The organism is Marinicauda algicola (assembly GCF_017161425.1).
Classification (GTDB): domain Bacteria; phylum Pseudomonadota; class Alphaproteobacteria; order Caulobacterales; family Maricaulaceae; genus Marinicauda; species Marinicauda algicola.
Genome location: NZ_CP071057.1, coordinates 3,124,262 through 3,149,512, shown reverse-complemented (window position 1 = coordinate 3,149,512; position 25,251 = coordinate 3,124,262). Strand labels below are relative to the sequence as shown.

Below are 25,251 nucleotides of genomic sequence, written 5' to 3'. Positions count from 1 at the left end.
CCAATTGCCGGGAGAGTTTAACATTAACATCCTGTAATGAACAAGCCGTCAGCCGGCCCGGCGCTCCTCGTCCGGCCCCGAGAGCCGGTCGCGCCGGGGCAGCGCGCCCTTTTCCGCCATCGTCTCCACCGCCTGCAGGAGGAGGCTCAGCGACTGGCGCACGCCGCGCTCCAGGATTGCCGCTGAGGCCTCGTTGCGGGTCAGCACGAGTTCGAGCCGGTCGGGATCGGGGATCATCGCCGCGCTCGCCTCGACGCGCCGGGCGGCGTGCTCGATGGCGTGGGCGGCGTGGGTGACGCGCTCGGAGAAGGCCTCGCACAGCTCGTCGATCTCGCCGCGAAAGCGCTCCACGCTCTCGCGCAATGCCTCGTGGCCCGTCAGCGTCCCGGCGATCGCGCGCATGTCTTCGCGGAAGCGCGCAAGCTCGGAGGCGACATCGCCCTCCCCGCTCTCCTGCGCCGGACCGGCCGACTCCCGTGCGCGTTCATGCGTCCCGGGCTCGCGATACGGCTCGTAGGCAGCCTGATGCGCGCCGGGCTGGGGCTCGATTCGTACCCGCCAGGCCTCCTCCTCGGCGAAGATCCGGCTCGCGAGGTCGCTGCGCACCGCATCGAGCGCCGGCGCGCTCATCGCCTCGGCATCGAGCGCGAACACGGCGGGGCCCAGCCGCGCGTGGCGCGCCTTGAGCGGCGGGAAGGCTTGCAGATAGAGCTGGACATAGCGGTCGACATGCTCGACCAGGCGCTCGCGCCCGGCGATCTCGGGCAGGTCGACATGGAGGACATGCGACCAGCGCGAGGCCTCCATGGCGAGCTCGTCCGTCAAGATCTGATGCATGGAAATCCGTCTCCCGCCGGGCGATCGGCGCCCTGGAGAATCATCGTTCTCGTCACGCCATAGGGCCGGCAAATCGTGTAAGCCGCGTTAACCGGATGGCCCGGTCCGGCCCGACCTTGCCGCGTCAGTCTCGCCTGATTCGCGTGGCTCGATCTCCCCGCCATAGGCCCGCACGGCGACATCGCGGGCGCGCGACCGCCCGCGGATGTCCTCCACGATCAGCACGAAGGCGGGCAGCATGGAGAGGATGAGGGTCGCGGCGAACAGAAGCCCCGCCCCCAGGCTGACCGCCATCGGGATCAGGAACTGCGCCTGCGGGCTCGTCTCGGTGATGATCGGCAGCAGGCCGAGCGCGGTCGTCAGCGTGGTGATCAGGACCGGCCTGAAGCGCCGCGCGGTCGCTTCCGCGATCGCCTCGGGGAAATCCATCTCCAGCCCGAGATTCTGGTTGTAGCGGTCGATCAGCACGATGGAGGCGTTCACCACGACGCCGGACAGCGCGACGACTCCGAAGATGGAGGGAAAGGACAGATCGTAGCCGAGCAGGAGATGGCCGAGCACGGCCCCGGCCGCCCCGAAGGGCACGGCGATCAGGATCACGACCGGCTGGATGTAGCTGCGCAGCTGCGTGGCGAGCAGCGCGTACATGATCAGCACCGCGACCATCAGGCCGCGTTGCAGGCTGGCGAAATCCTCCTGCTGTTCGCGGCCCGCGCCGGCCAGGCGCCAGTCGAGCCGCGGAAAATCCTGCACGAGTTGCGGCAGGATCTCGGCCTCGACCCGCTCGCGCGCATTGCCCGGCGTGATCACCGCCTCGTCGACATCGGCGGTGAGCTCGATGATCCGCCGCCCGTCGACGCGCTCGATCTCGGTGTAGCCGCGCGTCTCGGTCACGACCGCCGCGACGCTCAACGGGATCGCGCCGCCGTCCGGCGTCCTCACCCGGAACTGGCCGAGCCGGGCGAGATCGTTCCGCTGCGCCTCGGGATAGCGCACATAGACCTTCACCTCGTCCGATCCGCGCTGGAAGCGCTGCACCTCCTCGCCGAAGAAGGACTGGCGCACCTGGCGGGCGATGTCGGCGGGCCTGAGCCCGGCCGCCTCCCCGGCGGGGGTGAGCGTGAAATTGAGCTGGCGCTTGCCGAGATCGAAGCCGTCGTCGATCTCCTGAACCCCCTCGATCAGGGCCACTTCCTCGGCGAGGCGCGCGGCGGCCCGCTCCAGCGTGGCATCGTCGGGGTGGGACATCTCGTAGGCGATGTCGGCATCCTGCGGGCCGGCCGAGGAGACGATGGTCAGCTGCTCCACGCCGGGCAGGCGCCCCGCCCGCTCGCGCCAGAGCCGTTCGATCTCGCTCGACGAGATCGTGCGCTCGGCCGCGGGGACGAGCTGCACGCGCAGCTGGGCGAGATTGGACGCCACGATCGTGTTCTGCGTCGTGCCCGGACCGCCGAACAGGCTGGTGCGCCCGCCGATCACGGTGGCGATCGAGCGGATGATGGGCTGGCCCTGCTCCTCGTATTCGGCGGCGAGCGATTCGGCGGCGGCGACGAGCTGGCGCGTGGCCCGCTCGGTCGCCTCGAAGGGCGCGCCGTCGGGCAGGCGCAGGTCGGCGGTGATGTCCTCGGCCTCGATGGAGGGGAAGAAGACGAAACGCACCACGCCGGTGGCCACGAGGCTGAACACCCCGACTATGATCGCGATCCCCGCCGCGGCGACGAGATAGCGCATTCGCCCTGCAAAGCGTGCCCAGCTGTAGAGCGGTCCGTCGGAGAAGCGGGCAAGGCCCGCGGCGACCGCGTCCTGCAGCCGCGCCAGGGGTCCCCGGCTCCAGTTGCCGCCATGGGAGAGGTGGGCGGGCAGGATGAGGAACGCCTCGACCAGGGAGACCGCGAGGATGCAGATCACCACGATCGGGATCGGGCGCACGATCTCGCCGAACTCCCCGCCGGAGAAGATCAGCGGGCCGAAGGCGGCCATCGTGGTCAGCACGCCGACGAGGACCGGCGCGGCGACGCCGGTCACGCCGGCGACCGCGGCCTTGTCGTCGGCCAGCCCCTTGCTCATCTCCCGGTCGGTGTTCTCCCCGACCACGATCGCGTCGTCCACCACGATGCCGAGCACCACGATCAGCCCGAACGTGGTGATGAAGTTGAGCGTCACGCCCACCGTGCCGAACAGGGCGAAGCCGCCGAGAAACGAGATCGGAACGCCCATCGCGACCCAGAAGGCCAGGCGCAGGTCGAGCATGAGGACCAGCAGCAGGAAGACCAGCGTGAACCCTAGGATCGCGTTGCGCGCGAGTAGCGAGATGCGGTCCACGAACACGTCGCTCTCGTCGGTCGAGACCTCGGCATGGACCCCCGGGGGAAGGCTCGTTTCCTGCAGCCAGGCCATCGTGGCGGCGCGTACGGCGAGCAGGTCCTCATTGCCCTGGGTGATGACGTCCACGAAGACCGCGGGCTCGCCGTCGAACAGCGAGATGAGGGGCTCGTCCTGGAAGCCGTCGGAAATCTCAGCCACGTCGCCGAGACGCACGCGCGTGCCGTCCGGATTGGAGCGGAGGATGATCTCGGCGAACTGCGCGCCGGTTTCCCGGCGCGCGTCGGTGCGCAGCAGGATCTCCCCGCCCTGCGTGCGCATCTCCCCGCCCGACAGGTCGATCGAGGAGGCGCGCACGGTGGCGGCGACCTCGTCGAAGCTGAGGGCGTAGCGGCGCAGATCCTCCTCGCTGACATCGATCGAGATCTCGTAGGAGCGCACCCCGCGCAGGCGCACCGAGGTCACGTCGCCGCGAGACAGGAGCTCGCGCTCGGCCTGCTCGCCGGCCTCGCGCAGGGCCCGTTCGGTGACCGGGCCGGTCAGGGCGAGCGTGAGGATGGTCGTGCTCGGCTGGGGCACGCGCACCTGCGGCTCCTCGGCGTCTTCGGGCGGGAAGTCGAGCAGGGAATCCACCGCGGTCTCGACATCGTCCTTGACGGTCTGCGTATCGGCGAAGTCGAGCAGCTCGACCGTCACCGTGCCGCGCCCCTCAGAGGCGACCGAACGCACCCGGTCGACGCCCTCCAGCCCCAGCACCGCCTCCTCGATGCGCCGGGTGATGGACTCCTCCACCTCCTCGGGCGTCGCGCCGGGATAGATCACGGCGACCTGGATGACATCGGGGGAAAGGGTCGGGAAGACCTCGGTGCGCATCGTCGCCGCGGTGAAGGCTCCGCCGAGCAGGAACAGCAGCATCAGGAGGTTCGCCGCGACCGGGTTGCGCACGAACCAGCCGATCAGGCCGGCTCCGGGAAAGCCGGGATTGCCGCTGATCGAGCGCGGACGGCCCTTGTGCTGGTCGTCATCCATCAGCCGGGCCCGTCCGCGCCGAGAATCTCCGCCTCGCGCCCGATCGCGCCTTCGGGCAACGGCGTGACGATCACCCCCTCACCGTAGTCGAAGGGAACGACATGGATCTCGCCGCCGGCCCGGTCGAGGATGTCCACGCGCAGGGACTCGATGGTTCCCCCGCGCACGACATGGACCTCGTCCAGCCCGGCGACCGCCGCCTCGGGAAGGGCCAGCGTGCGCGCGATTCGCGGACCCTGGATGGTGATGTCGGCGAACAGGCCCGGCCTGAACGCGGTCGCGTCCTCGGCCGCGATGTAAAGCGTGACGAGGCGCGAGCGGGCGTCCAGGCGCGCGCCCTCGCGCACGACACGACCGGCCACCGGCCCGGCGCGGTCCTCGAAGGCCAGGCGCACCGGGCGCCCCTGCGCGCCCTCGAGCCGCCCGATATCCTCCGGCGGGACCGGGGCGACGATCTCGAGCGCGTCGAGCGCATAGGCCTCGCCATAGGGCTGGCCCGCGATCAGCACCTGGCCCGCCTCGATGCGGCTTTCCACCACGCGGCCGGCGAAGGGCAGCGACACGGTCGTGCGGTCGAGATTGATGCGGGCCTGGCGCAGGTCCGCCTCGGCCGACATCAGGCGCGCGCGGGCCGCCTCGAGCTGGGGCTCGCGCGCGGCGAGCGGCGTGATCTCGCGGCCGGGAAACGTGGCGCGCCATTCCTCGCGGGCGATCTCGGCCTCGGCTTCGAGCTGGGCGAGTGCGCTGCGCGCATCGGCCAGGGCGGCCTCGCCGCGCTGGACGGCGACCTGGTAGTCGCGCGGATCGATGCGGAACAGCACCTCGCCGGCCTCGAAATGCCCGCCCGCGCGCACCGCCTCGGCGATCTCGATCACGCGCCCGCCGACCTGCGGGGTGAGCGTGACGAAGGCTTTCGCGTTCACCGTCCCGGTGGTGTTCACCTCGATCTGGTGGGCCTGCTCGGCCGGGCGGGTGATCTCGACGGGCACGGCCTGGGACGGCCGGCCCGCACGCTGCTCTTCCTCGGGCCCGCCCGACAGGAGAATCGTCAGGATGACGGCCACCGCGACGACGGCGAGAATGCCCGCGATCTGCAGCCAGCCGACCCAGCCGCCCCTTGATCCGGTGTCGGATCGGATCATCGTGCTATGTCCCCCTCAGGTGTGTCGGGCGCAAGACTAGCGAGAGTCCGCAGGCGCCGCAGCGGTAAAATTTCATCGGCGGAAAATTAGGCCCAAGAGCCTGAAGGACGAGATGGAATCATGAATCCGCTTGCGGGAACTGCAGTCGCGGTCCGAAATCCGCCTCATCGAACGCGAGGCTGGGACCGAATCCGTCGCCCGTGCCGTTGAAGGGGTAAGATGCTGGCTGAGCTGTTCCGATCGACACGCGCACGGGTGCGCCTCGCCGCGGCCGCGATGCTTGCGGTCTGCGCGGCGTCCCCCGATGCCTTCGCCGATCCGGTCGCACAGATCGAAGGGGTGGAGGACGCGGCCCTGCGCGAGGCGCTCTACGAGACGATCGGGGAGGCCGACGCGCCGCCCGAGACGCGCTGGCGCGCCCGCGAACGCGCCCGTCAGGCCGCCGAGCGCATCCGGCTCTACCTGGAATCGCGCGGCTATTACGCCGCTCTCGTCGATGCCCGCCTCGGCGATGATACCACGCCGCTGGTCCGCGTGCGTCCCGGCGAGCCCTTCACCTTCGGCGAGATCGATGTCGAGTACGAGACGCCCAGCCCCGATACGCCCCGCCCCGGCGCCGACATCACCGGCGAACTCGGCCTCGAGGCGGGCGACCGCCTACTTGCGGCCGAGGTAATCCGCGCGGAGTCGCGCATCCTTCAGGCGCTGCGCAATTCGGGCTGGATCCACGCCGAGACCGGCGCCCGCGAGATCATCGTCGACCACGCCACGCAGACCGCGCGCGCCACTTTCCGCTTCCGGACCGGCGACTATGTCCTGTTCGGACCGCCCCAGCTCGCCGGCGGCCTCGCCAACCTGAGGGAGAGCTATGTCGCCCGCCTCGCGCCGTACGAGGTCGGAGAGCCCGCCAGCAAGGCCAGGCTCGACGAGTATGCGCGCCGGCTCCAGGGTCTCGACACGGTGTCCATCGCCGATGTGCGCATCGCCTACGACGCCAGCGGCCGGCAACGTCCGGTCGATGTGCGCATGGAGCCGGTGCCGCGCCACACGCTCGCGCTTTCGGCACGCTATTCCACCTCGGAGGGCTTCGGCGGCGAGACCGAGTGGATCCGCCGCAACATGTTCCGGCGCGACGAGACGCTGCGGGTCAATCTCCTGGCCGCGACGATCGCCAGCGGGATCGATACCCGCCTGCACATGCCCCACTGGCGCCGCTACAATCAGGCCCTCACGCTCAACGCCGAGGCGCTCGCCGAACGCACCGACGCCTTCGACCAAGATTCGATCGGGCTCGGAGCAAGCCTGTCGCGTGTGGTCAGCGACGCGCTCACCGTCTCGGCCGGGGCGGAGGCGCGTATCGCCCAGATCGACGATGCGCGCGGCAAGCGCGACCTGAACACTTTCAGCTTCCCGGTCGAAGCGGTGTATGACGGGCGCGACAGCGTGCTCGATCCGAGCGAGGGACTCTATGCCGATCTGCGCGTGCGCCCGGGCCTGACCACTGGCGACGAGGAGACGCGCTATGTGCGCATGGTGGCCGAGCTGCGCGGCTATCACGACATCGCCGACGACATCGTGCTTGCCGCGCGCGTGCGCGGCGGGATGCTGACCGGCGCGGGCGTGGAGGAGGTCCCAGCCGACCAGCGCTTCTTCGCCGGCGGCGGCGGCTCGGTGCGCGGCTACGAATACCAGTCGATCTCCCCGCCCCTGCTGAACATCGAGACCGGGGAGGAGGAGCCGTTCGGCGGGCGCTCGCTCGTCGAGGCGAGCGTGGAGGCGCGCTGGCGGCGCAGCGAACGGCTCGGCTTCGTCGCCTTCCTCGATGCCGGCATGGCCGGACGCGACATCTCCCCGGATCTCTCCGAGACCCAGTACGCGGCCGGCATCGGCGTGCGCTACTTCCCCGGCTTCGGACCGATCCGGGCCGACATCGCCACCCCGCTCAATCCGCGCGAGGGCGACGATCCGGTCCATTTCTACATCAGCATCGGGCAGGCATTCTGATGGCCGGGGCGGCGAAGAAACCGCGCTGGATACGGCGCATCGGCGTGATCGCGGGCTGGGCGCTCGCGATTCTGGTCACGCTCGCCCTGGCCCTCGCCGGGGTCGGCCTGGTTCTGATGACCGGGCAGACCGGGCGCGACATCGTCGAGAACCTGCTCGACGGGCGCGACATCGCCGGATACGGCGAGCTGCAGGTCAGCGGTCTGTCGGGCAACCCGCTCGACCGGCTGACGCTCGACCGGCTGACGATCGCCGATGCGGAGGGCGTCTGGCTGGAAGCCCGGGACATCGTGTTCGACTGGCGCCCGCGCAGCCTGATCGCCCGCCATGTCGACATCGAGACGCTGAGCGCCGCGGGAACCGAGATCCGGCGCCGGCCCGAGCGCGCGGCGCGCGAGGCCGGGGGCGGTGACGGCGGGACGCCGCGCTTCCAGATCAGCGTCGGCGAGCTGTCCCTCTCCGACATCCATCTCGCCGAGGGCGTGGCCGGGCCGGAAGCGACGCTGAATGCCGATGGCGCCCTCGCGCGCAGCGACGGCGCCTGGCAGGCCCGCCTCGACATTGCCCGCGCCGAGGGCGAGGACCGGGTGAGCCTGAACGCCCTGTTCGGCCGGCGCATCGAGCTGGACGCCAGCCTCGTGGCTCCGGCGGGCGGCACGCTCGCCACGCTGCTGCGATCCCCCGACGCGCGCCTGGAGGGCGATATCGAGCTCGCCGGCACGCGCGGCGAGGGCGAGGGCGGGATGGAGATCCGCGCCGGCGGAGAGGACGTCGTCCTCGCTGCGCTGAGCTGGGCCGGGGGCGAGGCCACGCTGGAGGGCGAGGCCCATCCGGGACGATGGCCCGGCCTGGCCGTGCTCGAACGCCTGCTCGGCGGCGCGGCCGAATTCGCCGCCGCCGTGCCGCTCGACGACGGCTCCCTGCTCGACCCGGATCTTTCCGCCCTTCGCGCCCAGGTGCGCGCGCCGCTCCTGTCCTTCGACGTGCTGCGCACCGGGCCGGACGCGCTTGCCCTGGACATCCAGGAGGCGGCGGGCTTCGTGCGCACGCTGACCTCGCAGCGGGTCGAGGCGCGGAGCCTGTCGGCGCAGGGCGTGCTGTCCCTCGCCGGCGAGCGCAGCTTCGAGGGCGAGATCGCCGCCCACGGCCTCGATCTCGGCGTGGCGCGGTTCGAGCGTGCCTCGGGCCCGCTGCGCCTCGCCGGCCCGCTCTCGCGACCGCACATCGTCACCGCGCTGTCCTCGGCAGGCGCGCAGTTCAACGCGCGAAGGCTGAACGAGGCGCTCGGCGACAGCCCGGCCGTGAACGCGGACATGATCTACAGCCGCGAGACCGGCGATCTCTCCTTCGAGCGGCTGGTCGTCACCGGCGCGGCGGGCCGTGCCGAGGCCATCGGCCTGCTCAACCCGCAGACCGGGCGCTTCACCCTGCAGCTTCGCGACTCCCGCCTCGCGCTCGCGCGCTTCCGCGGCGATCTCGCCGGCCATGCGAGCCTGGAAGGCCAGGCCCGGGGCAACTGGACCGGACCGGTCGAGTTCGACGCCCGCCTGTCGAGTTCCGATCTCGGCGCCGAGGCGGGCGCGCTGCTCGGCGAGACGCTGCAGGCGAGCGCACGCGGCACCTGGCGCGGCGGCAGCGAGGTCGCCCTGGAGCGTCTCCAGGCGGAGAGCCCGGCCCTCTTTCTCGACCTCACCGGCGATGTCCAGGCGCAGGGCTGGACCGCGGAGGGCGAGGCCATCTGGCGCGGCGACGTTCCCGTCGCCGCGATCGCGCTCGGCGGCGAGGCGGCCCTGGTCTTCGACGCACGCTATCTTTCCGGCCGGCTCGATGCGCGCACCCAGATCGAGACCGGCGAGGTCACCGCCGGACCGGTGACACTGCGCGAGCCCTCCCTGCGCGTCGAAGCGGAGGGCCCGCTCGACGATCTCGCCGGGGAATGGCGGCTCGACGCGCAGACGGACACGGGCCCGGTCGATCTCGCCGGCGGGTTCGCGCGGGAGGACTCCACCCTGCGCCTGCCCGGGATCGACGGACGCTTCGGCGCGTTCGCGGTCGGGGGCGAGGTGAGCGCCGGTCCCGGGCAGGTGCGCTTCGATCTCGGTGCGACGCCGGTGGCCGGCTTCGGCGAGATGAGCGCTTCGGGGAGCCTGATCGAGGACCGGCTGGAGGTGACGCTCCAGGCGAGCGATCTGGTCCAGGGCGACATGGTCTATCTCGACAGGCTGGAAGCGCGCGCCGAAGGGCCTCTGGAGGCGGTCGGCCTGACCCTGAGCGCGGCGGGCGCCTACGGCGCGCGCTTCGAGCTCTCCGCCGACGGCACGCTGCAGCTCGCGGGCGGGCCGCCGGGCATCAGGCTCGGGGCCGAGGGCGAGTACGGCGATGTCGCGATGCGCACGCTCGAACCGATCCTCGTCTCCGGCGGCGAGGACGGGATGAGCGGGCAGGCCCGGCTCGCGGTCGGCGATGGCGAGGCGCGCCTCTCGCTCGACCGCACCGCGCGCGTGCCGGTGCTCGAGATCGACTTCTCCGGCATTCCCGCGCGCCTGCTTTCATACCGCCGCAATCGCGCGCCCATGGCGGGCACGTTCTCCGGCGAGGCGCTGGTGCGCCTCTCCCCGCAGGGCTGGACCGGCGAGGCGCGCCTTGCGGGACGCGGCCTGCAGCCGCACCAGCGCGAGGACGGGCTCGCCGTGGACGCCGATCTCACCGCCGGTCTCGACCGCGAAGGGCTCGATCTCGCACTGACCGGCCGGGCGATCGATCTCTCGCTCTCCGCCGATCTCGCGCTCGCCACCGGCCCGGTGACCTCGCTCTCGGCGTTCACCGCACCCGGTACCGGGCTCTCCGGCACGGCGCGCATCGACGGCGAGGTCGCGCCCGTCGCCGCCTTCCAGCTGCCCGCCGACCAGCGGCTGGAGGGCGAGCTCGTCGCCAACGCCACGGTCTCCGGCACGATCGCCGCGCCCGATCTGACCGGCGAGGCGCGCCTGACCGGCGGCGCCTTCGTCGAACGCCAGCAAGGCCTCGAGATCCGCGATCTGACCGCGCAGGCAGTGTTCGAGGAGGACGGGCTGACGATCTCCCAGATCGAGGGGCGCGGCGCGGCGGGCGGCACGCTCTCCGGACAGGGCCGGCTCAGCTTCGCCGGCGCGCGCATGACCGGCGGGGCGGGCCTGTCCTTCACCGACCTCACCCTCGTCTCGCGCGAGACGCTGACCGCGGTCGGCGACGGCTCGGTGGAGGCCGCGATCGAGGGCCAGACCATCACGGTCACCGGGCAGACCCGGCTCGACCGCGTCGAGGCCCGCCCGCCCGAAGGCGGGCGCGAGCCGATCCCGCACATCGAGGTCACCGAGGTCAACGTGCCCGGCGAAGCCGCCGAGATCGTTCCTCCGCCGCAACCCGAATACACGATCGCGCTCGACTACGGGATCGAGGCCGACAACAGGGTCTTCGTGCGCGCCGACCAGTTCGACACCGAGTGGTCGCTGGACCTGACCGTACAGGGCACCGCCTCAGAGCCGCTGCTCGACGGAACGGCGCGGCTAATCCGCGGCGATGCGCGCCTGCTCGGCCAGCGCTTCACCTTCGATCGCGGCGTGGTGACCTTCGCCGGACCGCCCGACGAGGCCGGGATCGACCTCGTCGCCGTGCGCCAGACGCGCGAGATCACGGCGCAGGTGCGCGTGACGGGCACGGCGCAGAACCCGCGCATCCAGCTTGCCTCGACGCCGAGCCTGCCGGAGGACGAGATCGCCTCTCGACTCCTGTTCGGCCAGCGTTCGGGCGATCTGTCCGGGGTACAGGCCGCCCAGCTCGCGGGCGCGCTCGCCGGGGCGGCGGGCGGCTTCGACCCGTTCGGCGCGCTGCGCGGCCTTGCCGGCCTCGACCAGCTCGCCATCGTCTCCGACCCCGAAGGCGGCACGATCGTGTCGGGCGGGCGCTACCTGACCGACGACGTCTATCTGGAACTGACCTCGGCGGAGGGCGGGGCGGCGCCCACGACCAGCATCGAGTGGCAGCTCACCGAGCGCTTCACGCTGGAATCCCGGCTCGGCGGCAGCGGCCAGACCGGCATCGCCATCTCATGGCGGCGCGATTACGACGATCTGAGCGAACTGGAATGGTAGGCCGGCAGCGCTAGCCGGGCCGCGCCTGCCCGGTGCCATCCCCGGCTTCCGGGGAGAGCGTCTCGGCGCCGGGCGCATCGCCTGCTGGCGGCATCTCGGCGCCGAAGATCTGGCGCTGGATGTCGGGCAACTGGCCGGTCGCGATCCAGGGCAGACCCAGCGCCAGAACGACGGAGACCACCAGGCCGATGCCGGCGCGGACGACGTCGGTGACGACGTCGAACACCGCTTCGCCCCGGTTCCTGAGACCGGCGACGAGGGAGATCGCGATCTCGCGGCCCGCGAGCAGGCCGAGGAAGACCCAGGTCGTGCTCATCGGGATGTCGTTGAGTTCCTTGAACCACAACAGGACGAGGCCGTAGGAGAAGTCGACGATGGTCGCGGACCGCACATCGACCGTGTTGGTCTTGGACAGGACGATCTTCTGGATCTCGCCGCCGCGGATCGCGAAGATGATCGCGTGCAGGGCCAGCATGAGCAGCGTGGCGAAGACGATCAGCCCGGCATCGAAGGTGACGTCGACCGAGCCGTCGGGCATCACCACCGTCTCGCGCGGCAGGAAGACGAAGATGTTCGCCAGGTCCTGGATCAGCCATTGGCTCCACAGGAAGGCCGTCGACAGCCACTGCAGCACGAACCAGACATTGAAGCGCAGCGTGACGACCCCGACGGCGAGCGCGGCGAGCGCGGCCAGGCCCCAGTTCGTCCAGTCGATCGCCGCCGGATCGGGCAGGACCGGGCCGGCCAGCAGCAGGTAGAGCAATACCCCCGAGAGCAGGGCGACCATCGGGATCGACCAGATCCCGCCATGCGCCTCGCTGACATGGCTGGACTTCACCCAGCGCTCGAACAGCCGCGCGATGACGACATAGAGCGCGATGGCGGCGCCGAACGCGACGACATAGCCCATCAGCGACTTGACCAGCATGTCGCCGAGCACGCCGGCCGTGGCCGCCCCGCCGGTCAGCGTGAAGATGGTCAGGACCAGGAAGGTCGTGGAAACCGGGATGCCGTAGCGCGTCAGGACCAGCAGGACGAGCGGGGGCAGGACATGCCACCACTGGATGCCGGCCTCGGGATAGGGAATCCGGTTCAGCCGGTCGAAGGCGATCTCGCCGCCATTGAAAACCCAGCCATACACCATGACCGCCACGATGACGCTGGAGGCGAAGGCCCAGAGCACGACCCAGGAGCGCTGCGCATTCGAGGACAGGAAGGTGCCCAGTGTCTGGATGACGTCGTTCGCGACGATGGCGTAGGCGGCGAACAGGAATCCGACGAGCGCGAAAAGCGGTACGCCGAAGATCGTGAGCGTATCCATTCTTGGTCCCCCCGGACCAGGCGCCGCGACGCCCGTCCCCATCGCCCGATAGCCCAGCCGGGCAAGCGGTTCAAAGGAAAGCGGCGCGAGACGCGAAAACTTCACGGAGTTGTCACGCCGTCGTCAGATCCGGAGAGGAAATCGGCCTCCATCCCTTGCCCGCACCGTCTGGCCGGTCTATATCCGTCAAAACCGTCCAGACGGTATAAATGCGGTGCAGCATGACCCGGTCCGAAGCCCTCTCCGAAGACAAGCGCTCCACGCGCGACGCCATCCTGGACGCCGCCGAGCGGGTCGTCGAACGCGAGGGCGCGCGCCGGCTCACGATCGATGCCGTCGTCAGGGAGAGCGGCTTCTCCAAGGGCGGCGTGCTCTACAATTTCGCGTCCAAGCAGGCGCTGGTTGAAGGCATGATCGAGCGCATGGTCCGCTCGGTCGAGGCCGAGATGGAGGGCGCCTTCCGGAGCGCGGAGGAGCGCGGCGAACCCGTGCTGCCCGCGCTGATCCGCGCCGTGATCGGCCACAGGAAGCACAATAGCCGCGTCTCCATGGCGCTCCTGGCCGCGGCGGCGGAAAACCCCGAACTCATCGACCCGGTGCGCGACTGCGTCACCGAGATGCGCCAGGCGATCGCCGAGCGCTCGCGCGATCCCGATCTTGCCCGCATCGCCTTCCTGGCCGCGGACGGGCTGCATTTCGCCGACATTCTCGGCCTCGACTTCCTCACCCCCGACGAACGCGCCCGCGTGGAAGGACGCCTCGTCGATCTGGTTTCGGAGACCTCGTCATGAGCGCGCGCCTGCTCCCCCTCGCGCCGATCCTCCTGCTCATCGCCGCCTGCAGCGGCCAGACCGCAGAGACCGACGCGCCGCTCAAGGCGGCCAAGATCGAGGCGGTCATGCCCGCCGACGCGCCCTCGCGGCGCGAATTCGTCGGCCGGGTCGAAGCCCGACTGACGGTCGACCTCGCCTTCCAGGTGCCCGGGCGCCTGGCCGACTTCCCCGTCTCCGAGGGCGAGATCGTGCCCGAAGGCACGCTGATCGCACGGCTGGAAACCCAGGATTTCGAGCGCGCGCTGCGCGAGGCGCAGGTCCAGCTGCAGCAGGCCGAGCAGAATCTCGAGCGCGTGCGCACGCTGCACGAGCGCGGCATCACCGCGGACGCGGCGCTCGAGGAGGCCCGCACTGCCTACGACCTGCGCGCCGTCGCGCTCGACATGGCGCGGCAGAATCTCGATTACGCCACCATGACCGCCCCGTTCGAGGGCCTGGTCAGCCGCCGGCTGGTGGACAATTTCTCCACCGTCGCGGCCGGCCAGCCCATCGCGCGCCTGCAGGACCTGTCCGAGCTGCGCGTCGCGATCTCGGTGCCCGAAAGCCTGATCGCCACGCTCGACCGCGAGGCCGAGCGCGAGGTGGTGGCCCGCTTCCCCTTCCTGCCGGAGCAGAGCTTTCCGCTGGAATACCGCGAGCTGATCGCCGAGCCCGACCAGGCCTCGCAGACCTATACCGTGCTGCTCGCCCTGCCCGACGACGTCCCCGCCAACATCCTGCCGGGCATGACCGCCACCGTCGAAGTGCGCCTGGACGAGGCCGCAGACGAGGACGCCGGCGTGCTCATCCCGGTCTCGGCGCTGACCACGACCCCGCAGGGTAGCTTCGAGGCCTGGGTCTACGATCCGGTGAGCGGCGCGGTCAGCGCCCGCCCGGTCGTCACCGGCCCGGTGAGCGGCGACCTCATTCTGGTACGCAGCGGCCTGGAGGCCGGCGAGCTGATCGTCACCGCCGGGGTCAATGCGCTGCACGAGGGCATGAAGGTCAGGCCGCTGGCCAGCCAGGCGAGCCTCGCGGCCGGCGGACGCTGAGGGCTTTCGATGAGCGACACGGCACAGGCTCCGGCCCGCTCGGCGGCAGGCTTCAACCTCGCCCGGCTCGCCATTGAGCGGCCGGTGGTCACCTGGATCATCATCCTGTTCTGCCTGTTCGGCGGGCTGTGGGGCTTCTCCTCGGTCGGCCGGCTTGAGGATCCCGCCTTCACGATCAAGCAGGCGATCGTGTTTACCCAGTATCCCGGCGCCAGCGCGGAAGAGGTCGAGGCGGAGGTGACCGAGAAGCTGGAGACCGCGATCCAGCAGATGAGCCAGCTCAGGCAGGTCACCAGCGAGAGCGCACCCGGGGTTTCGGAAATCCATGTCGAGGTACGCGACGAGTTCGACGGCAGCGAGCTGCCCCAGGTCTGGGACGAGCTGCGCCATCGTGTCGCCGACGCCGCCCCCCAACTGCCGCCCGGTGCCGGCGAGCCCTTCGTCTACGACGACTTCGCCGACGTCTACGGCATATTCTACGCGGTCACCGCGCCGGGCTATTCGGATGCGGAGATTCGCGACATCGCCGAATACCTGCGCCGCGAGCTGCTGGTCGTGGAGGGCGTGTCCAAGGTGGAACTCTCCGGCGTTCCCGAGGAGCGCCTCTATGTCGAGATCCCGCAGCAGAACCTCGCCCGGCTCGGCCTGCCGGTAGAGGCCGTCCTGGCCACGCTGTCCAACGAGAACGCGGTGATAGATGCCGGCGCGACGCCGGCCGGCGACCGGCTGATGCGCATCGACCTGCCCCAGCGCATCGGCGGGACTGAGGCGATCGAGACCCTGCTCATCAGTCCGCGCGATGCCGGCCAGACCCTGCGCCTGTCCGACATCGGCCGCGTCGTGCGCGCGCCGGTCGAACGCGCCGGCGTCTATATCTACCACAATGGCGAACGCGCCTTCACGCTCGGCATTTCCGGGCTGGCCACCGCGAACATCGTCGATGTCGGCACCCATGTGGAGGCCCGGCTCGCCCAGCTGATGGCCGAGCTGCCCGTCGGCGTCGAGCTGCACCCGATCTACGAGCAGCACGACGTGGTCGACGCGGCGATCGACGGCTTCCTCGTCAACCTCGCCGCCTCGCTGGCCATCGTGATCGGCGTGCTGTGCCTGTTCATGGGCTGGCGCGCCGGGGTGACGGTGGGAGTCACGCTCCTGCTCACCGTGGCGGGCACGCTGTTCTTCATGGGCGTGTTCGACATCACCATGCAGCGCATCTCGCTCGGCGCGCTGATCATCGCCATGGGCATGCTCGTCGACAACGCGATCGTGGTGACCGAGAGCATGCAGATATCGGTGCAGACCGGCGAGCGCCGCCAGGTCGCGGCAGAATAGGCCGTCACCGCCACGCAGTGGCCGCTGCTGGGCGCGACAGTGATCGGCATCATGGCGTTCTCCGGGATCGGCCTGTCGCCGGACTCCACCGGGGAATTCCTGTTCTCGCTGTTCGCGGTGATCGCGATCTCGCTCATGCTGAGCTGGATCCTCGCGATCACGGTGGCCCCGATGGTCGCCTATGCCCTGTTCAAGTCTGAAAAGGGCACCAGGACCGATCCCTATGCCGGGCCGGTCTATACCGGCTACCGCAACGCCCTGGTCGCGGCGCTGGGCAATCGCTGGCTGACGCTTGCCGGGCTCGTCGCCCTGACCCTCGCCTCGATCTGGGGCTTCGGCTTCGTGAAGAACGCCTTCTTCCCGAACTCGAACACCCCGATCTTCTACGTCAACATGAGCGAGCCGCAGGGCACCGACATCCTGGCGACCGACGCGATGGTGCGCGAGGTCGCCAACTATGCCGCGCGCCAGCCCGAGGCGGTGGCGGTCGACGCCTTCGTCGGGCGCGGCGCGACGCGCTTCATGCTCACCTACATGTCCGAACAGCCCAACGACGCCTACGGCCAGCTGGTGGTGCGCGCGCGCGATCTCGACGCCATTCCGGCCCTCGCCGACCGCATCCTCGCCCACATCGCCGAGACCCATCCGGACGTGGAGGCCCGCGCCGACCGCATCGTCTTCGGGCCGCCCTCGGGCGCCCGGCTGGAGGCCCGCTTCATGGGTCCGGACGCGCAGGTCCTGCGCAGTCTCGGGGAGGAGGCGATGGCGCGCCTGCGGGCCGAGGGCGATGTCCGCGATCTCAGGACCGACTGGCGCAACCGGCAACTCACCCTGCAGCCCGACATCGCCACCGAGCGCGCGCGCACCATCGGGGTGACGCGCGAGGATATCGGCGAGGCGCTGCGCTTTGCCAACGAGGGCCTGACCGTCGGGCTCTACCGCGAGGGCGACACGCTCATCCCGATCGTCGCGCGCGCGCCGCAGAGCGAGCGCATCGAACCCGATGCCCTTTCCGACCGGCTGATCTGGAGCCCCGCCCAGGGCGCCTACGTGCCGATGAACCAGGTCGTGGAAGGCTTCGACCTCGTCGCGCGCGACACGCTGATCCAGCGACGCGACCGGGTGCGGACCCTGACCGTGCAGGCCAATCCGCTCGAGGGCGAGACCGCCGCGGCGGCGTTCGAGCGCTTCTCCGCCATCGTCTCCTCGGTCGAGCTGCCGCGCGGCTACGCCCTGGAATGGGGCGGGGAATACGAGGCCAATCTCGAAGCCAACCAGTCCCTTGGCAGCGTCCTGCCGGTGAGCTTCCTGGTCATGTTGGTGGTGAGCTTCCTGTTGTTCCAGAGCGTGCGCCAGCCGCTGATCATCTGGGCGATAGTGCCGATGTCGATCTGCGGGGTGACGGTCGGGCTCCTGATCACCGACACCGCCTTCTCCTTCACCGCGCTTCTCGGCTTCCTGTCGCTGTCGGGCATGCTGATCAAGAACGCGATCGTGCTCGTCGACGAGATCGACCAGCGCATCCGCGGCGGGCAGGACCGCTACGCCGCCGTGCGCGAGGGCTCGGTCAGCCGGCTGCGCCCGGTGATGCTGGCGGCGGGCACGACGATCCTGGGGATGACGCCGCTCATCTTCGACGCCTTCTTCCAGGGCATGGCGGTGACGATCATCGGCGGGCTCGCCTTCGCCACCATCCTCACCCTGATTGCGGCTCCCGTTCTCTACGCCCTGTTCTTCGCGATTCGCGCCGCTTCGCGGCCGGAGGAGGCGGCGGGGTCCGCCTAGGCGTCTCGGCGGCGAAGAGCTTGTCGCCGTCGCGCGGATAGACCAGCGAGAGCACCGAGCCGAGCGTGTAGTAGGAGCGCAGGAACCTGAAGCCCATGTAGAGCGGCAGGTGGATCAAAAGGTCGAAGCGGCCCCAGACCAGCAGGACGCTTAGCGCGAGCACGAAGGGCATGCCGAGCACCAGGGCCACCACGGTCGCGAAATCGGGGTGGGCGTAGATGCCGCCGAACACGAAGAAGGTGACGAGGCCGTAGATCAGCAGCGGGGTCATCATCGCCCGGCGCGCGCCGTTCAGCAGGGTGAAGGGCAGCATCACCGAGCCGATCACCGAGCCGTTGACGAACAGGCTGGACCGGTTGTGCGCCACGACGTGGTAGAGCGAGCGGAACCAGCGCGTCCTCTGCTCGCGCAGGAAGGCGAGCGTGTCCGGGGTCTCGGTATGGAATTTCGCCGCCGGGTCGGAGACGTTGCGATAGCCCAGATTGGCGATGCGCAGGGTGATGTCGGTGTCCTCCCCGTTCATCCCCTCCACGAACCCGCCGACCGCGTCGATCGCGGCGGTGCGGTAGATCACGAACATGCCCGGCAGGCCGAAAATGCCTCCGAAGGCGCCATAGGCGACCTGCACGAAGCCGTGGCGCAGCAGCACCTCGATGGCGCGCACCTTGGCCAGCAGGCCCTCGCCCTCGTGCGGCAGGGGCAATCCCCCGACCGCGCCGACATGGGGGTTGGCGAAGTGGCGCATGGCGATCCTGATGGCGTTCTCGCCCACCATGGTGTCGGCGTCGATGCGCACCACGAAGTCCTCGTGAACCAGGTCGAGCCCGCGATTGAGCGCGCGTGCCTTGCCCGGTATCTGACTGCTATCGACCTGCCATCCGGCTATGAACTCACACTGTTCGAGCACTGTTCGAGCGAGTTTGGCCGTCTCGTCGCTGGAGCGGTTCTCCATGACCAGCACCCGCACCTCGCCATCATAGCGCGCCGCGGCCCGGTCGAGGGCAAGCAGCGTATCGCGGATCTGGTGGGCCTCGTTGTGGGCGGGTATGACGACGGCCACGGGCGGGGAGAATTTGCGCCGGCGCGAGACCACGTTCCGCAGCCAGCCGACGCCGGCGAGCTGGCCGGTGAAGATCTGCTGGGCGAGGAAGACCCCGGGGCCCATCCCGCCGAGCAGGGCGATGGAGCGCAGATAGTCCGCCTCCGGCTCGTAGACGGTCGCCACGATGATGGCGCAGGCCCCCGCGATGAAGGCGGCGACGAGGATCAGGGCGTACTGGTAGACCTTGCCCATGTTGCGCACCGGCGTGCCGGAATCGGCGGGCAGGCGCGCATTTGCGAGGATCGTGTGGGGGAAGATGGCGAGCCCGGCCATGCCGACGAGGAATTGCTGCAGGTGGATCGGCCAGGCCGCGTCGGCGTAGCGCCAGGACAGCCAGGCCCCGCCATCGACCAGGGCGGCCGCGATGGCGAACTTGCCGACGAGCAGCACGGCGAGCTTCGCCTTGTCGCCGATCCCCGCGAAGGCATAGCCGGCATAGGTCAGGAAGAAGGCCAGGAAGAAGGTGCGCACGGGCAGCACGGCATTGGCCCGGTCGGCGGTGAAGGCGATGAAGTCGCGCGGCAGGTCCGCGATGGCGAGAGAGCGCAGCACCTCGGGCAGGCCGAGCGCCAGCACGGAGAGGAAGGTGAAGGAGACCAGCGCGTAGTCCTGCACCTCGCGCGGGCGCCTGACCGAGATGCCGGCCGGGGCCGAATCCACCGAGCGGAAGAAGTCGGCCGCCGGCGCCGGACCGCCCGCCTCCAGGCGCGCCCGGTCCGGCGCATCGCGCCGCACGATCGGCTTGTCGGATCGCTTCAGCATCCCCCCGCCTTCAAATCGCCCCATCGCGTGTCGACGTTGTGAAAACCATTAACACCGGGTTAAGTGGCGCGATCATGGCCGAATAATCCGTCGGCCGGCAAGCTGCGTAACTACGGGGACAGTTTCGAGGGGGTATCCATGTATCGCTCAGCGCTCGCGATCGGCCTGTTCGCCGCCTGCGCGCCGGCCGTGGCGCAGGAGGGACGCTTCGAGCTTCGCTCGGAGAACCAGATCAGCCGCGACGACCCGTTCGCCGCAGACGAGGTGATCGACGAGTTCGGCCTCGCCGGCTTCGACCTGGAGACCGGGTTCGACACCAACACCTGGGTCCGGCGCGTGCAGCCGGTCGGCGGCGGCGCGGTCTGGCGCTTCGAGGGCCAGGTGCGCGCGCGCACCTATTTCGACCAGGACGACATCGACTCCCTCCTGTTCACCCCGCGCGTCCAGTACTGGAAGCGCTTCGCCGGCGACCGGTTTCAGTTCCGCATCTACGGCGCCTACAGCCATCTCTCCCGCGACGGGGACAGCCGCTGGACCCGGCCGGAGAGCGAGGCCCAGCTGCGCTGGCGCCATGACGGGGAACGCAGGAGCGAGACCGTCGCGCGCCTGCGGGTGACGCATTACGATTTCGAGGAGAGCTTCGTGGCCGGCCTCGACCAGACCCGCGTGCGGGTCGGGCTCGAGCACTTCCTGCGTCCCGACCCGGAGATCAACCAGCTGCGCCTGTCGGTCTTCTACGAGGAAGGCGAGGCGGACGACGACGCGAACTCTTTCACCGAGGTGCGCGTGGGTGCCGGGTACGATCACGCGATCCGCGAGGGACTCACCGTCAGCTTCCAGGCCGACTATCGCGACCGCGAGTACGAGGCGCCCTTCTCCAGCGCCTTTCCCTTCCAGCGCGCCGACGAGCGTTTCCTCGCCGAGGCGCGGGTGGAAAAGAAGGTGTCCGAACACGTCACCGCCTTTGCCGGCGCGGGCTATCTGGAGAACAGCTCGAACATCGCCACGCGCGACTATGGCGGCGCCACCTTCCGTGTCGGCCTGCGCGCCGAATTCTGATCGCACGCCGCGCCGCCATGACTCCGGGACGACCGCCTTGCCTTGTTTACGCCTTCAACAAACCTGCCCGCTGCCGGATTGCCGCCACCGCCGCGGCCAAGTGCGGCTTCATAAAGGTGTCGCTAAGAAAGCGTTAACCATGCAAGATCGCCGGAGCAGCCGCACCACGATTTTATTCGCACAAGGCTTCGGCGGGGCAGTAGCGGGGGCTATGCCATGAAAACGAACAAGGAATACCAGAGCCGCTTTCCCTGGTTCTCCGCCTCGCTGGGCATCATTGCCGTGATCAGCGTTGCGACCCTCTTCGTGTCCGGACAACTCAATGCCGGGCGTGGCGATTTCGGACGCCTCGTCACCGACGTCTTCGAGCGCTTCACCTCCGCCCAGGCCGCCGACCAGACGCTGCAGCTCGTCACGCTGGAGAGCGTGGGCGAGCGCGACGGGCTCGTCGTCTCCGGCTTCCCCGCCTACGCCTCCACCACCCTGCCCCTGGTCCAGGATCAGACCGCCGAGGCGGTGCGCCTTGTGCTGACCGGGGAACAGGACGTTTCCGAGCGCTCGACCATCGCCCTGCGCCTGACGGTCAACGGCCGACGCATCATGGAGCGCGTCCTGGCCCCGGGCCGGCGCGAATTCACCTGGGTGTTCGACCTCACCGAGGATGTGGTGGACGCGCCGGACGCGCACATCGCGCTCCAGCTGCTCGGCGACCTGCCGGCGGATCTCTGCCACAACGACCGCTCCATGGGCGCGGTGATCGCGCTCGCGCCCGACAGCGGGCTCGAGATCGACCTCGCCCGCCCGCTCACCTCGCTGCGCGACGCGCTCGCCCTGATGCCGCGCGACGTTCGCATCGCCATGGCCGACGGGCCGGAATGGTTCGAGATGGCCGCCCGGCTCGGCGCCCGGCTCAACCGCGACGGCTACCGCATCGAGATGATCGACATCGCGAGTGCGCCCGAAGCCGCGCTCGATGCCTCGCGCGGCCTCATCCTGCTCGCCCCGCCCGAGACGCTGACGCGCACCGGCTTCGCCGCCATGCGCGAGCGCGCCGAGGCCGGCGCCAGCCTGTGGCAGCGCGGCGCGGGTTCCTATGTCGCGCTGACCGATCCCGAGCGCTTCGAGACGATCCGATTCCTGACCAGCGAGCTCCTGTCGATCGCGCGCACAGACCAGATCAACCCGGTCGTGTTCGATGCCGCGGGCCGGCGCGCCGATCTCGTCCCGGTTTCCGAGTTCGGCGTGGACACCACGATCCAGAACGTCGCCGAGGGCCGCGAGTGGCGGATGGACTACACGCTCGCCGAGATGCCGGACGGGCTCCTGCCGAGTGCGGTCTATCTCGACCTGCGCCTGCCCGAGGGGCCGGACGGCTTCACCAATCTCGCCCATGTCGAGCTCAACGGCGAACTCATCGACTCCCGGCGCCTGCAGTCGGGGGAGAGCAATGTCTTCTCCGCCGCCCTGCCGGCGCAGCGCCAGGCGCTGTCCAACCGGCTCGCCGTCGTGCTGCAGCGCCATCGCGACGAGGGCGGGTGCGAGATCACGCAGCGGCGCTATCCGGTGCAGCTGTCCGAGGAGTCCGGCCTCGTCGTCGCCGACGGGGCGGGCGCGGCGGGCTTCACCGCCCTGCCGCGGGCCTTCTCCGGCGGCGTGATCGTGCGCATCCCCGAGCTGATCGGCCCGGCCGAGCGCCTCGTCGCCGCGCGCATCACCGCGGAGACCATCGCCCACTTCGTGCCGCAGGACGCCTCGATCGCGTTCGAGACGGCCGCCACCGAGAACGGGGAATCCGGCCCCGTCGACCGGCCCTTCATCGCGATCAACAACGCCCCGGCCAATGCCGCGGCCCCGCTGCGCATCATCGCCGACCGCCTGGTGGTGGATTCCGCCACGCCCGGCGGGCGGGCCGACGTGCGCGCGCTGTCCAACCTGACCGTGCTGCAGGGCGTCGCGGCGAGCGTGCCCGACCCGCGCGACCCCGGCCGGACGGTGGCCGTGCCCGGCCTGATGGTCCACGCCATCGACGAAGCCCCGGCGATCGGTGCGGCCGCGCTCGCCCGCCAGCGCGTCGCCATCGTGCACGCCAACGGCGAGGTCATCTTCCCCGATCCCGGCCCGGTCCCGGCCCTGCCGGCGAGCCTGGAGAGCGGCCGGCGCTGAGGCGGCGCGAATTTACACGCTGGATGAAACCCCTTTCGCGCTTGCAGCAAGCCTAGACATCGCTCCGCGCTCCGGCTACCTCCCGCCCCGCACGGTTGAGTGCCCTGTCTGAGAGGGCACGGCGAAGACACAGGACGGACCTGCCGCGATGCCTGACGCCCGCCCGCGTTTCCACGTCCCCACCGCGCCCTTCCGGCCGGGGGAGACGCCCGATTTTTCCAATCTCGAACTGCAGAAGGCCGGCGAGGCGAAACGCCCCGACCCGCTGGTTCCCGGCGTGAAGACCGCCGAGCTCGCCACCGGCCTCGTCGGCGTGCTCGACCACAATCACCAGGCCGTGGGCGAATGGGATCCCGGGCTGAAGCCGGACCTCCTGCGCGAGGGCCTGTCGCACATGGTGCTGACGCGCATCTATGACGAGCGCATGCTCAAGCTGCAGCGCCAGGGCAAGATGAGCTTCTACATGAAGTCCACCGGCGAGGAGGCCGTCGCGGTCGCCGCGGCGATGGCGCTGAAGAAGACCGACATGGTGTTCCCCAGCTACCGCCAGCAGGGCATCCTGTTCGCGCGCGGGCGCAACATCGTCGACATGATGTGCCACTGCATCTCCAACAGCCGCGACAATCTGAAAGGACGCCAGCTGCCCGTCCACTACACCTGGGCGGAGGGCAAGTTCTTCACGATCTCCGGCAATCTCGGCACCCAGTTCCCGCAGGCGGTGGGCTATGCGCTCGCCTGCGCCTACAAGGGCGAGGACGAGGTTGCGGCGAGCTGGATCGGCGACGGCACGACGGCGGAAGGCGATTTCCATTCCGCGCTGACGCTGGCCTCGACCTACCGCGCGCCGGTGATCCTGAACGTCGTCAACAATCAGTGGGCCATCTCCACCTACCAGGCCATCGCGAAGGGGGATTCCCCGAGCTTCGCGGCCAAGGGCCTCGGCTATGGCCTCGCCTCCCTGCGCGTGGACGGCAACGACTTCCTGGCGGTCTACGCGGCCACGCAGTGGGCCCGCGAGCGCGCGAGGAAGGGCGGCGGCGCGACGCTGATCGAGCTGTTCACCTATCGCAGCGCGGCGCACTCCACCTCGGACGATCCGACCAAGTACCGGCCCAAGGGCGAGGAGGCGGCCTGGCCGCTGGGCGATCCGATTCTGCGCCTGAAGCAGTATCTCATCGGCCAGGGCGAATGGGACGAGGAGCGCCACGCCAAGCTGGAAGAGGAAATGACCCAGCTCGTGGTCAAGGCCTACAAGGAGGCGGAGAGCTACGGCACGCTGCACGAGGGCCCGCTCGCACCCACGCAGACCATCTTCGAGGACGTGTACGAGCAGCAGGACTGGCGCCTGCGCCGCCAGCGCCAGGAACTGGGGGTTTAGATCATGGCCGCGATGAACATGATCCAGGCCCTCAATTCGGCCATGGACATCCTGCTTCAGAAGAATTCCGACATCGTCATCTTCGGCGAGGATGCGGGCTATTTCGGCGGCGTGTTCAACGCCACCGACGGGCTGCAGAAGAAGTACGGCGCCGACAGGGTGTTCGACACCCCGATCAACGAGGCCGCCATCGCGGCGATGGCGATCGGCATGGCGGCCAAGGGCCTGAAACCCATCGCCGAGATCCAGTTCGCCGACTACATCTTCCCGGCCTTCGACCAGATCGTCTCGGAGATGAGCCGGATCCGCTATCGCTCGGCCGGCCAGTTCACATCGGGGTGCGTCGTGCGCAGCCCCTGGGGCGGGGGCATCCGCGGCGGCCAGACCCACTCGATGAGCCCGGAAGCCTTCTTCACCCACATCCCGGGCGTGAAGGTGTGCGTGCCGTCCAACCCGTACGACGCCAAGGGCATGCTGATCGCGGCGGCCGAGGGCACCGACCCGGTGATCTTCTTCGAGCCCAAGCGCATCTATAACGGCCCGTTCGACGGCGTGCCGGACGCGCCGCTGAAGAGCTGGGCCAAGCATCCCAAGGGCGAGGTGCCCGAGGGCCACTACACCGTCCCGCTCGGCAAGGCGGAAGTCACGCGAGAGGGCGAGGCCTGCACGGTGGTGACCTACGGCACGCTGGTGCACGTGGCCGAGCACGCGGCGGAAAACTCCGGCATCGATGCGGAGATCATCGATCTGAAGACGCTCGCGCCCTACGACATCGAGACCATCGCGCAGTCCGTGAACAAGACCGGCCGCGTCGTCGTCGCCCACGAGGCGCCGCGCACCTCCGGCTTCGGCGCCGAGCTTGCCGCCCAGATCCAGGAAGAGTGCTTCTACGCGCTCGAAGCGCCTGTTCTGCGCCTGACGGGCTGGGACACCCCCTACCCGCACGCCCATGAATGGGCCTATTTCCCGATCCAGTCGCGCTTCATCCGCGCCATGGAAACCGTCGTGAAGGCCGTCTGAC

Annotated in this window: 13 protein-coding genes and 1 pseudogene; 9 read left to right on the top strand and 5 right to left on the bottom strand. The window is 69.9% G+C overall.

What is annotated here, in order from left to right:
* Nucleotides 1-48 precede the first annotated feature (48 nt).
* From JW792_RS15500 to JW792_RS15490, 3 genes are all read right to left on the bottom strand, one after another.
* Nucleotides 49-837 (bottom strand): hypothetical protein, encoded by a 789-nt coding sequence (locus JW792_RS15500; RefSeq protein ID WP_135994901.1) that lies wholly within the window; start codon nt 835-837, stop codon nt 49-51.
* 87 nt (nt 838-924) lie between these two features.
* Entirely contained in the window at nt 925-4,188 is a 3,264-nt protein-coding gene (locus JW792_RS15495) for an efflux RND transporter permease subunit (RefSeq protein WP_135994902.1), read from the bottom strand.
* A complete protein-coding gene (locus tag JW792_RS15490) occupies nt 4,188-5,330 on the bottom strand; it encodes an efflux RND transporter periplasmic adaptor subunit (protein WP_135994903.1) in 1,143 nt (380 codons plus the stop codon). The genes JW792_RS15495 and JW792_RS15490 overlap by 1 nt, the downstream gene beginning before the upstream one ends.
* Before the next feature lie 219 nt (nt 5,331-5,549).
* On the opposite strand from JW792_RS15490, the gene JW792_RS15485 reads away from it, so the two are divergent.
* Both JW792_RS15485 and JW792_RS15480 read left to right on the top strand, forming a co-directional pair.
* On the top strand, nt 5,550-7,334 hold the full coding sequence (locus tag JW792_RS15485; protein ID WP_135994904.1) for an autotransporter assembly complex protein TamA: 1,785 nt from the start codon (nt 5,550-5,552) through the stop codon (nt 7,332-7,334).
* Nucleotides 7,334-11,464 (top strand): translocation/assembly module TamB domain-containing protein, encoded by a 4,131-nt coding sequence (locus JW792_RS15480; protein WP_135994905.1) that lies wholly within the window; start codon nt 7,334-7,336, stop codon nt 11,462-11,464. Before JW792_RS15485 ends, JW792_RS15480 begins: the two co-directional genes overlap by 1 nt.
* Before the next feature lie 10 nt (nt 11,465-11,474).
* On the opposite strand, the gene JW792_RS17035 is transcribed toward JW792_RS15480, so the two are convergent.
* Nucleotides 11,475-12,785, bottom strand: a complete 1,311-nt coding sequence (locus JW792_RS17035) for a hypothetical protein (protein WP_241094992.1) — start codon at nt 12,783-12,785, stop codon at nt 11,475-11,477.
* A 221-nt stretch (nt 12,786-13,006) separates the two neighbouring features.
* On the opposite strand from JW792_RS17035, the gene JW792_RS15470 reads away from it, so the two are divergent.
* The 3 genes and pseudogenes from JW792_RS15470 to JW792_RS15460 all read left to right on the top strand — a co-directional run bounded on the left by JW792_RS15470 (nt 13,007) and on the right by JW792_RS15460 (nt 17,766).
* Nucleotides 13,007-13,576, top strand: coding sequence for a TetR/AcrR family transcriptional regulator (locus tag JW792_RS15470; protein ID WP_158291543.1), 570 nt, complete (start codon nt 13,007-13,009; stop codon nt 13,574-13,576).
* Nucleotides 13,573-14,649 carry an efflux RND transporter periplasmic adaptor subunit gene (locus tag JW792_RS15465; protein ID WP_135994907.1) on the top strand — a complete coding sequence of 359 codons (1,077 nt, stop codon included), beginning with the start codon at nt 13,573-13,575 and terminating at the stop codon, nt 14,647-14,649. Before JW792_RS15470 ends, JW792_RS15465 begins: the two co-directional genes overlap by 4 nt.
* Before the next feature lie 9 nt (nt 14,650-14,658).
* A pseudogene (locus JW792_RS15460) lies at nt 14,659-17,766 on the top strand (efflux RND transporter permease subunit).
* Here the strand turns inward: JW792_RS15460 and JW792_RS15455 are convergent.
* Nucleotides 17,678-19,630, bottom strand: a complete 1,953-nt coding sequence (locus JW792_RS15455) for a glycosyltransferase family 2 protein (RefSeq protein WP_241094991.1) — start codon at nt 19,628-19,630, stop codon at nt 17,678-17,680. The pseudogene JW792_RS15460 and the gene JW792_RS15455 overlap by 89 nt on opposite strands.
* 138 nt (nt 19,631-19,768) lie before the next feature.
* Between JW792_RS15455 and JW792_RS15450 the strand changes: the two genes are divergently transcribed.
* The 4 genes from JW792_RS15450 (at nt 19,769) to JW792_RS15435 (ending at nt 25,250) form a co-directional block, all read left to right on the top strand.
* On the top strand, nt 19,769-20,689 hold the full coding sequence (locus JW792_RS15450) for an outer membrane beta-barrel protein (RefSeq protein ID WP_135994908.1): 921 nt from the start codon (nt 19,769-19,771) through the stop codon (nt 20,687-20,689).
* A 216-nt stretch (nt 20,690-20,905) separates the two neighbouring features.
* A complete protein-coding gene (locus tag JW792_RS15445) occupies nt 20,906-22,852 on the top strand; it encodes a hypothetical protein (protein ID WP_135994909.1) in 1,947 nt (648 codons plus the stop codon).
* A gap of 148 nt (nt 22,853-23,000) precedes the next feature.
* Entirely contained in the window at nt 23,001-24,230 is a 1,230-nt protein-coding gene (locus tag JW792_RS15440; RefSeq protein WP_135994910.1) for a thiamine pyrophosphate-dependent enzyme, read from the top strand.
* A gap of 3 nt (nt 24,231-24,233) precedes the next feature.
* Nucleotides 24,234-25,250, top strand: a complete 1,017-nt coding sequence (locus tag JW792_RS15435) for an alpha-ketoacid dehydrogenase subunit beta (RefSeq protein ID WP_206340829.1) — start codon at nt 24,234-24,236, stop codon at nt 25,248-25,250.
* Nucleotide 25,251 lies beyond the last annotated feature (1 nt).

What these genes read in the sequence shown, in the direction of transcription:
- JW792_RS15500 (WP_135994901.1), bottom strand. Translation starts at nt 837, where the DNA reads ATGCATCAGATCTTGACGGACGAGCTCGCCATGGAGGCCTCGCGCTGG.
- JW792_RS15495 (WP_135994902.1), bottom strand. Translation starts at nt 4,188, where the DNA reads ATGGATGACGACCAGCACAAGGGCCGTCCGCGCTCGATCAGCGGCAAT.
- JW792_RS15490 (WP_135994903.1), bottom strand. Translation starts at nt 5,330, where the DNA reads ATGATCCGATCCGACACCGGATCAAGGGGCGGCTGGGTCGGCTGGCTG.
- JW792_RS15485 (WP_135994904.1), top strand. Translation starts at nt 5,550, where the DNA reads ATGCTGGCTGAGCTGTTCCGATCGACACGCGCACGGGTGCGCCTCGCC.
- JW792_RS15480 (WP_135994905.1), top strand. Translation starts at nt 7,334, where the DNA reads ATGGCCGGGGCGGCGAAGAAACCGCGCTGGATACGGCGCATCGGCGTG.
- JW792_RS17035 (WP_241094992.1), bottom strand. Translation starts at nt 12,785, where the DNA reads ATGGATACGCTCACGATCTTCGGCGTACCGCTTTTCGCGCTCGTCGGA.
- JW792_RS15470 (WP_158291543.1), top strand. Translation starts at nt 13,007, where the DNA reads ATGACCCGGTCCGAAGCCCTCTCCGAAGACAAGCGCTCCACGCGCGAC.
- JW792_RS15465 (WP_135994907.1), top strand. Translation starts at nt 13,573, where the DNA reads ATGAGCGCGCGCCTGCTCCCCCTCGCGCCGATCCTCCTGCTCATCGCC.
- JW792_RS15455 (WP_241094991.1), bottom strand. Translation starts at nt 19,630, where the DNA reads ATGCTGAAGCGATCCGACAAGCCGATCGTGCGGCGCGATGCGCCGGAC.
- JW792_RS15450 (WP_135994908.1), top strand. Translation starts at nt 19,769, where the DNA reads ATGTATCGCTCAGCGCTCGCGATCGGCCTGTTCGCCGCCTGCGCGCCG.
- JW792_RS15445 (WP_135994909.1), top strand. Translation starts at nt 20,906, where the DNA reads ATGAAAACGAACAAGGAATACCAGAGCCGCTTTCCCTGGTTCTCCGCC.
- JW792_RS15440 (WP_135994910.1), top strand. Translation starts at nt 23,001, where the DNA reads ATGCCTGACGCCCGCCCGCGTTTCCACGTCCCCACCGCGCCCTTCCGG.
- JW792_RS15435 (WP_206340829.1), top strand. Translation starts at nt 24,234, where the DNA reads ATGGCCGCGATGAACATGATCCAGGCCCTCAATTCGGCCATGGACATC.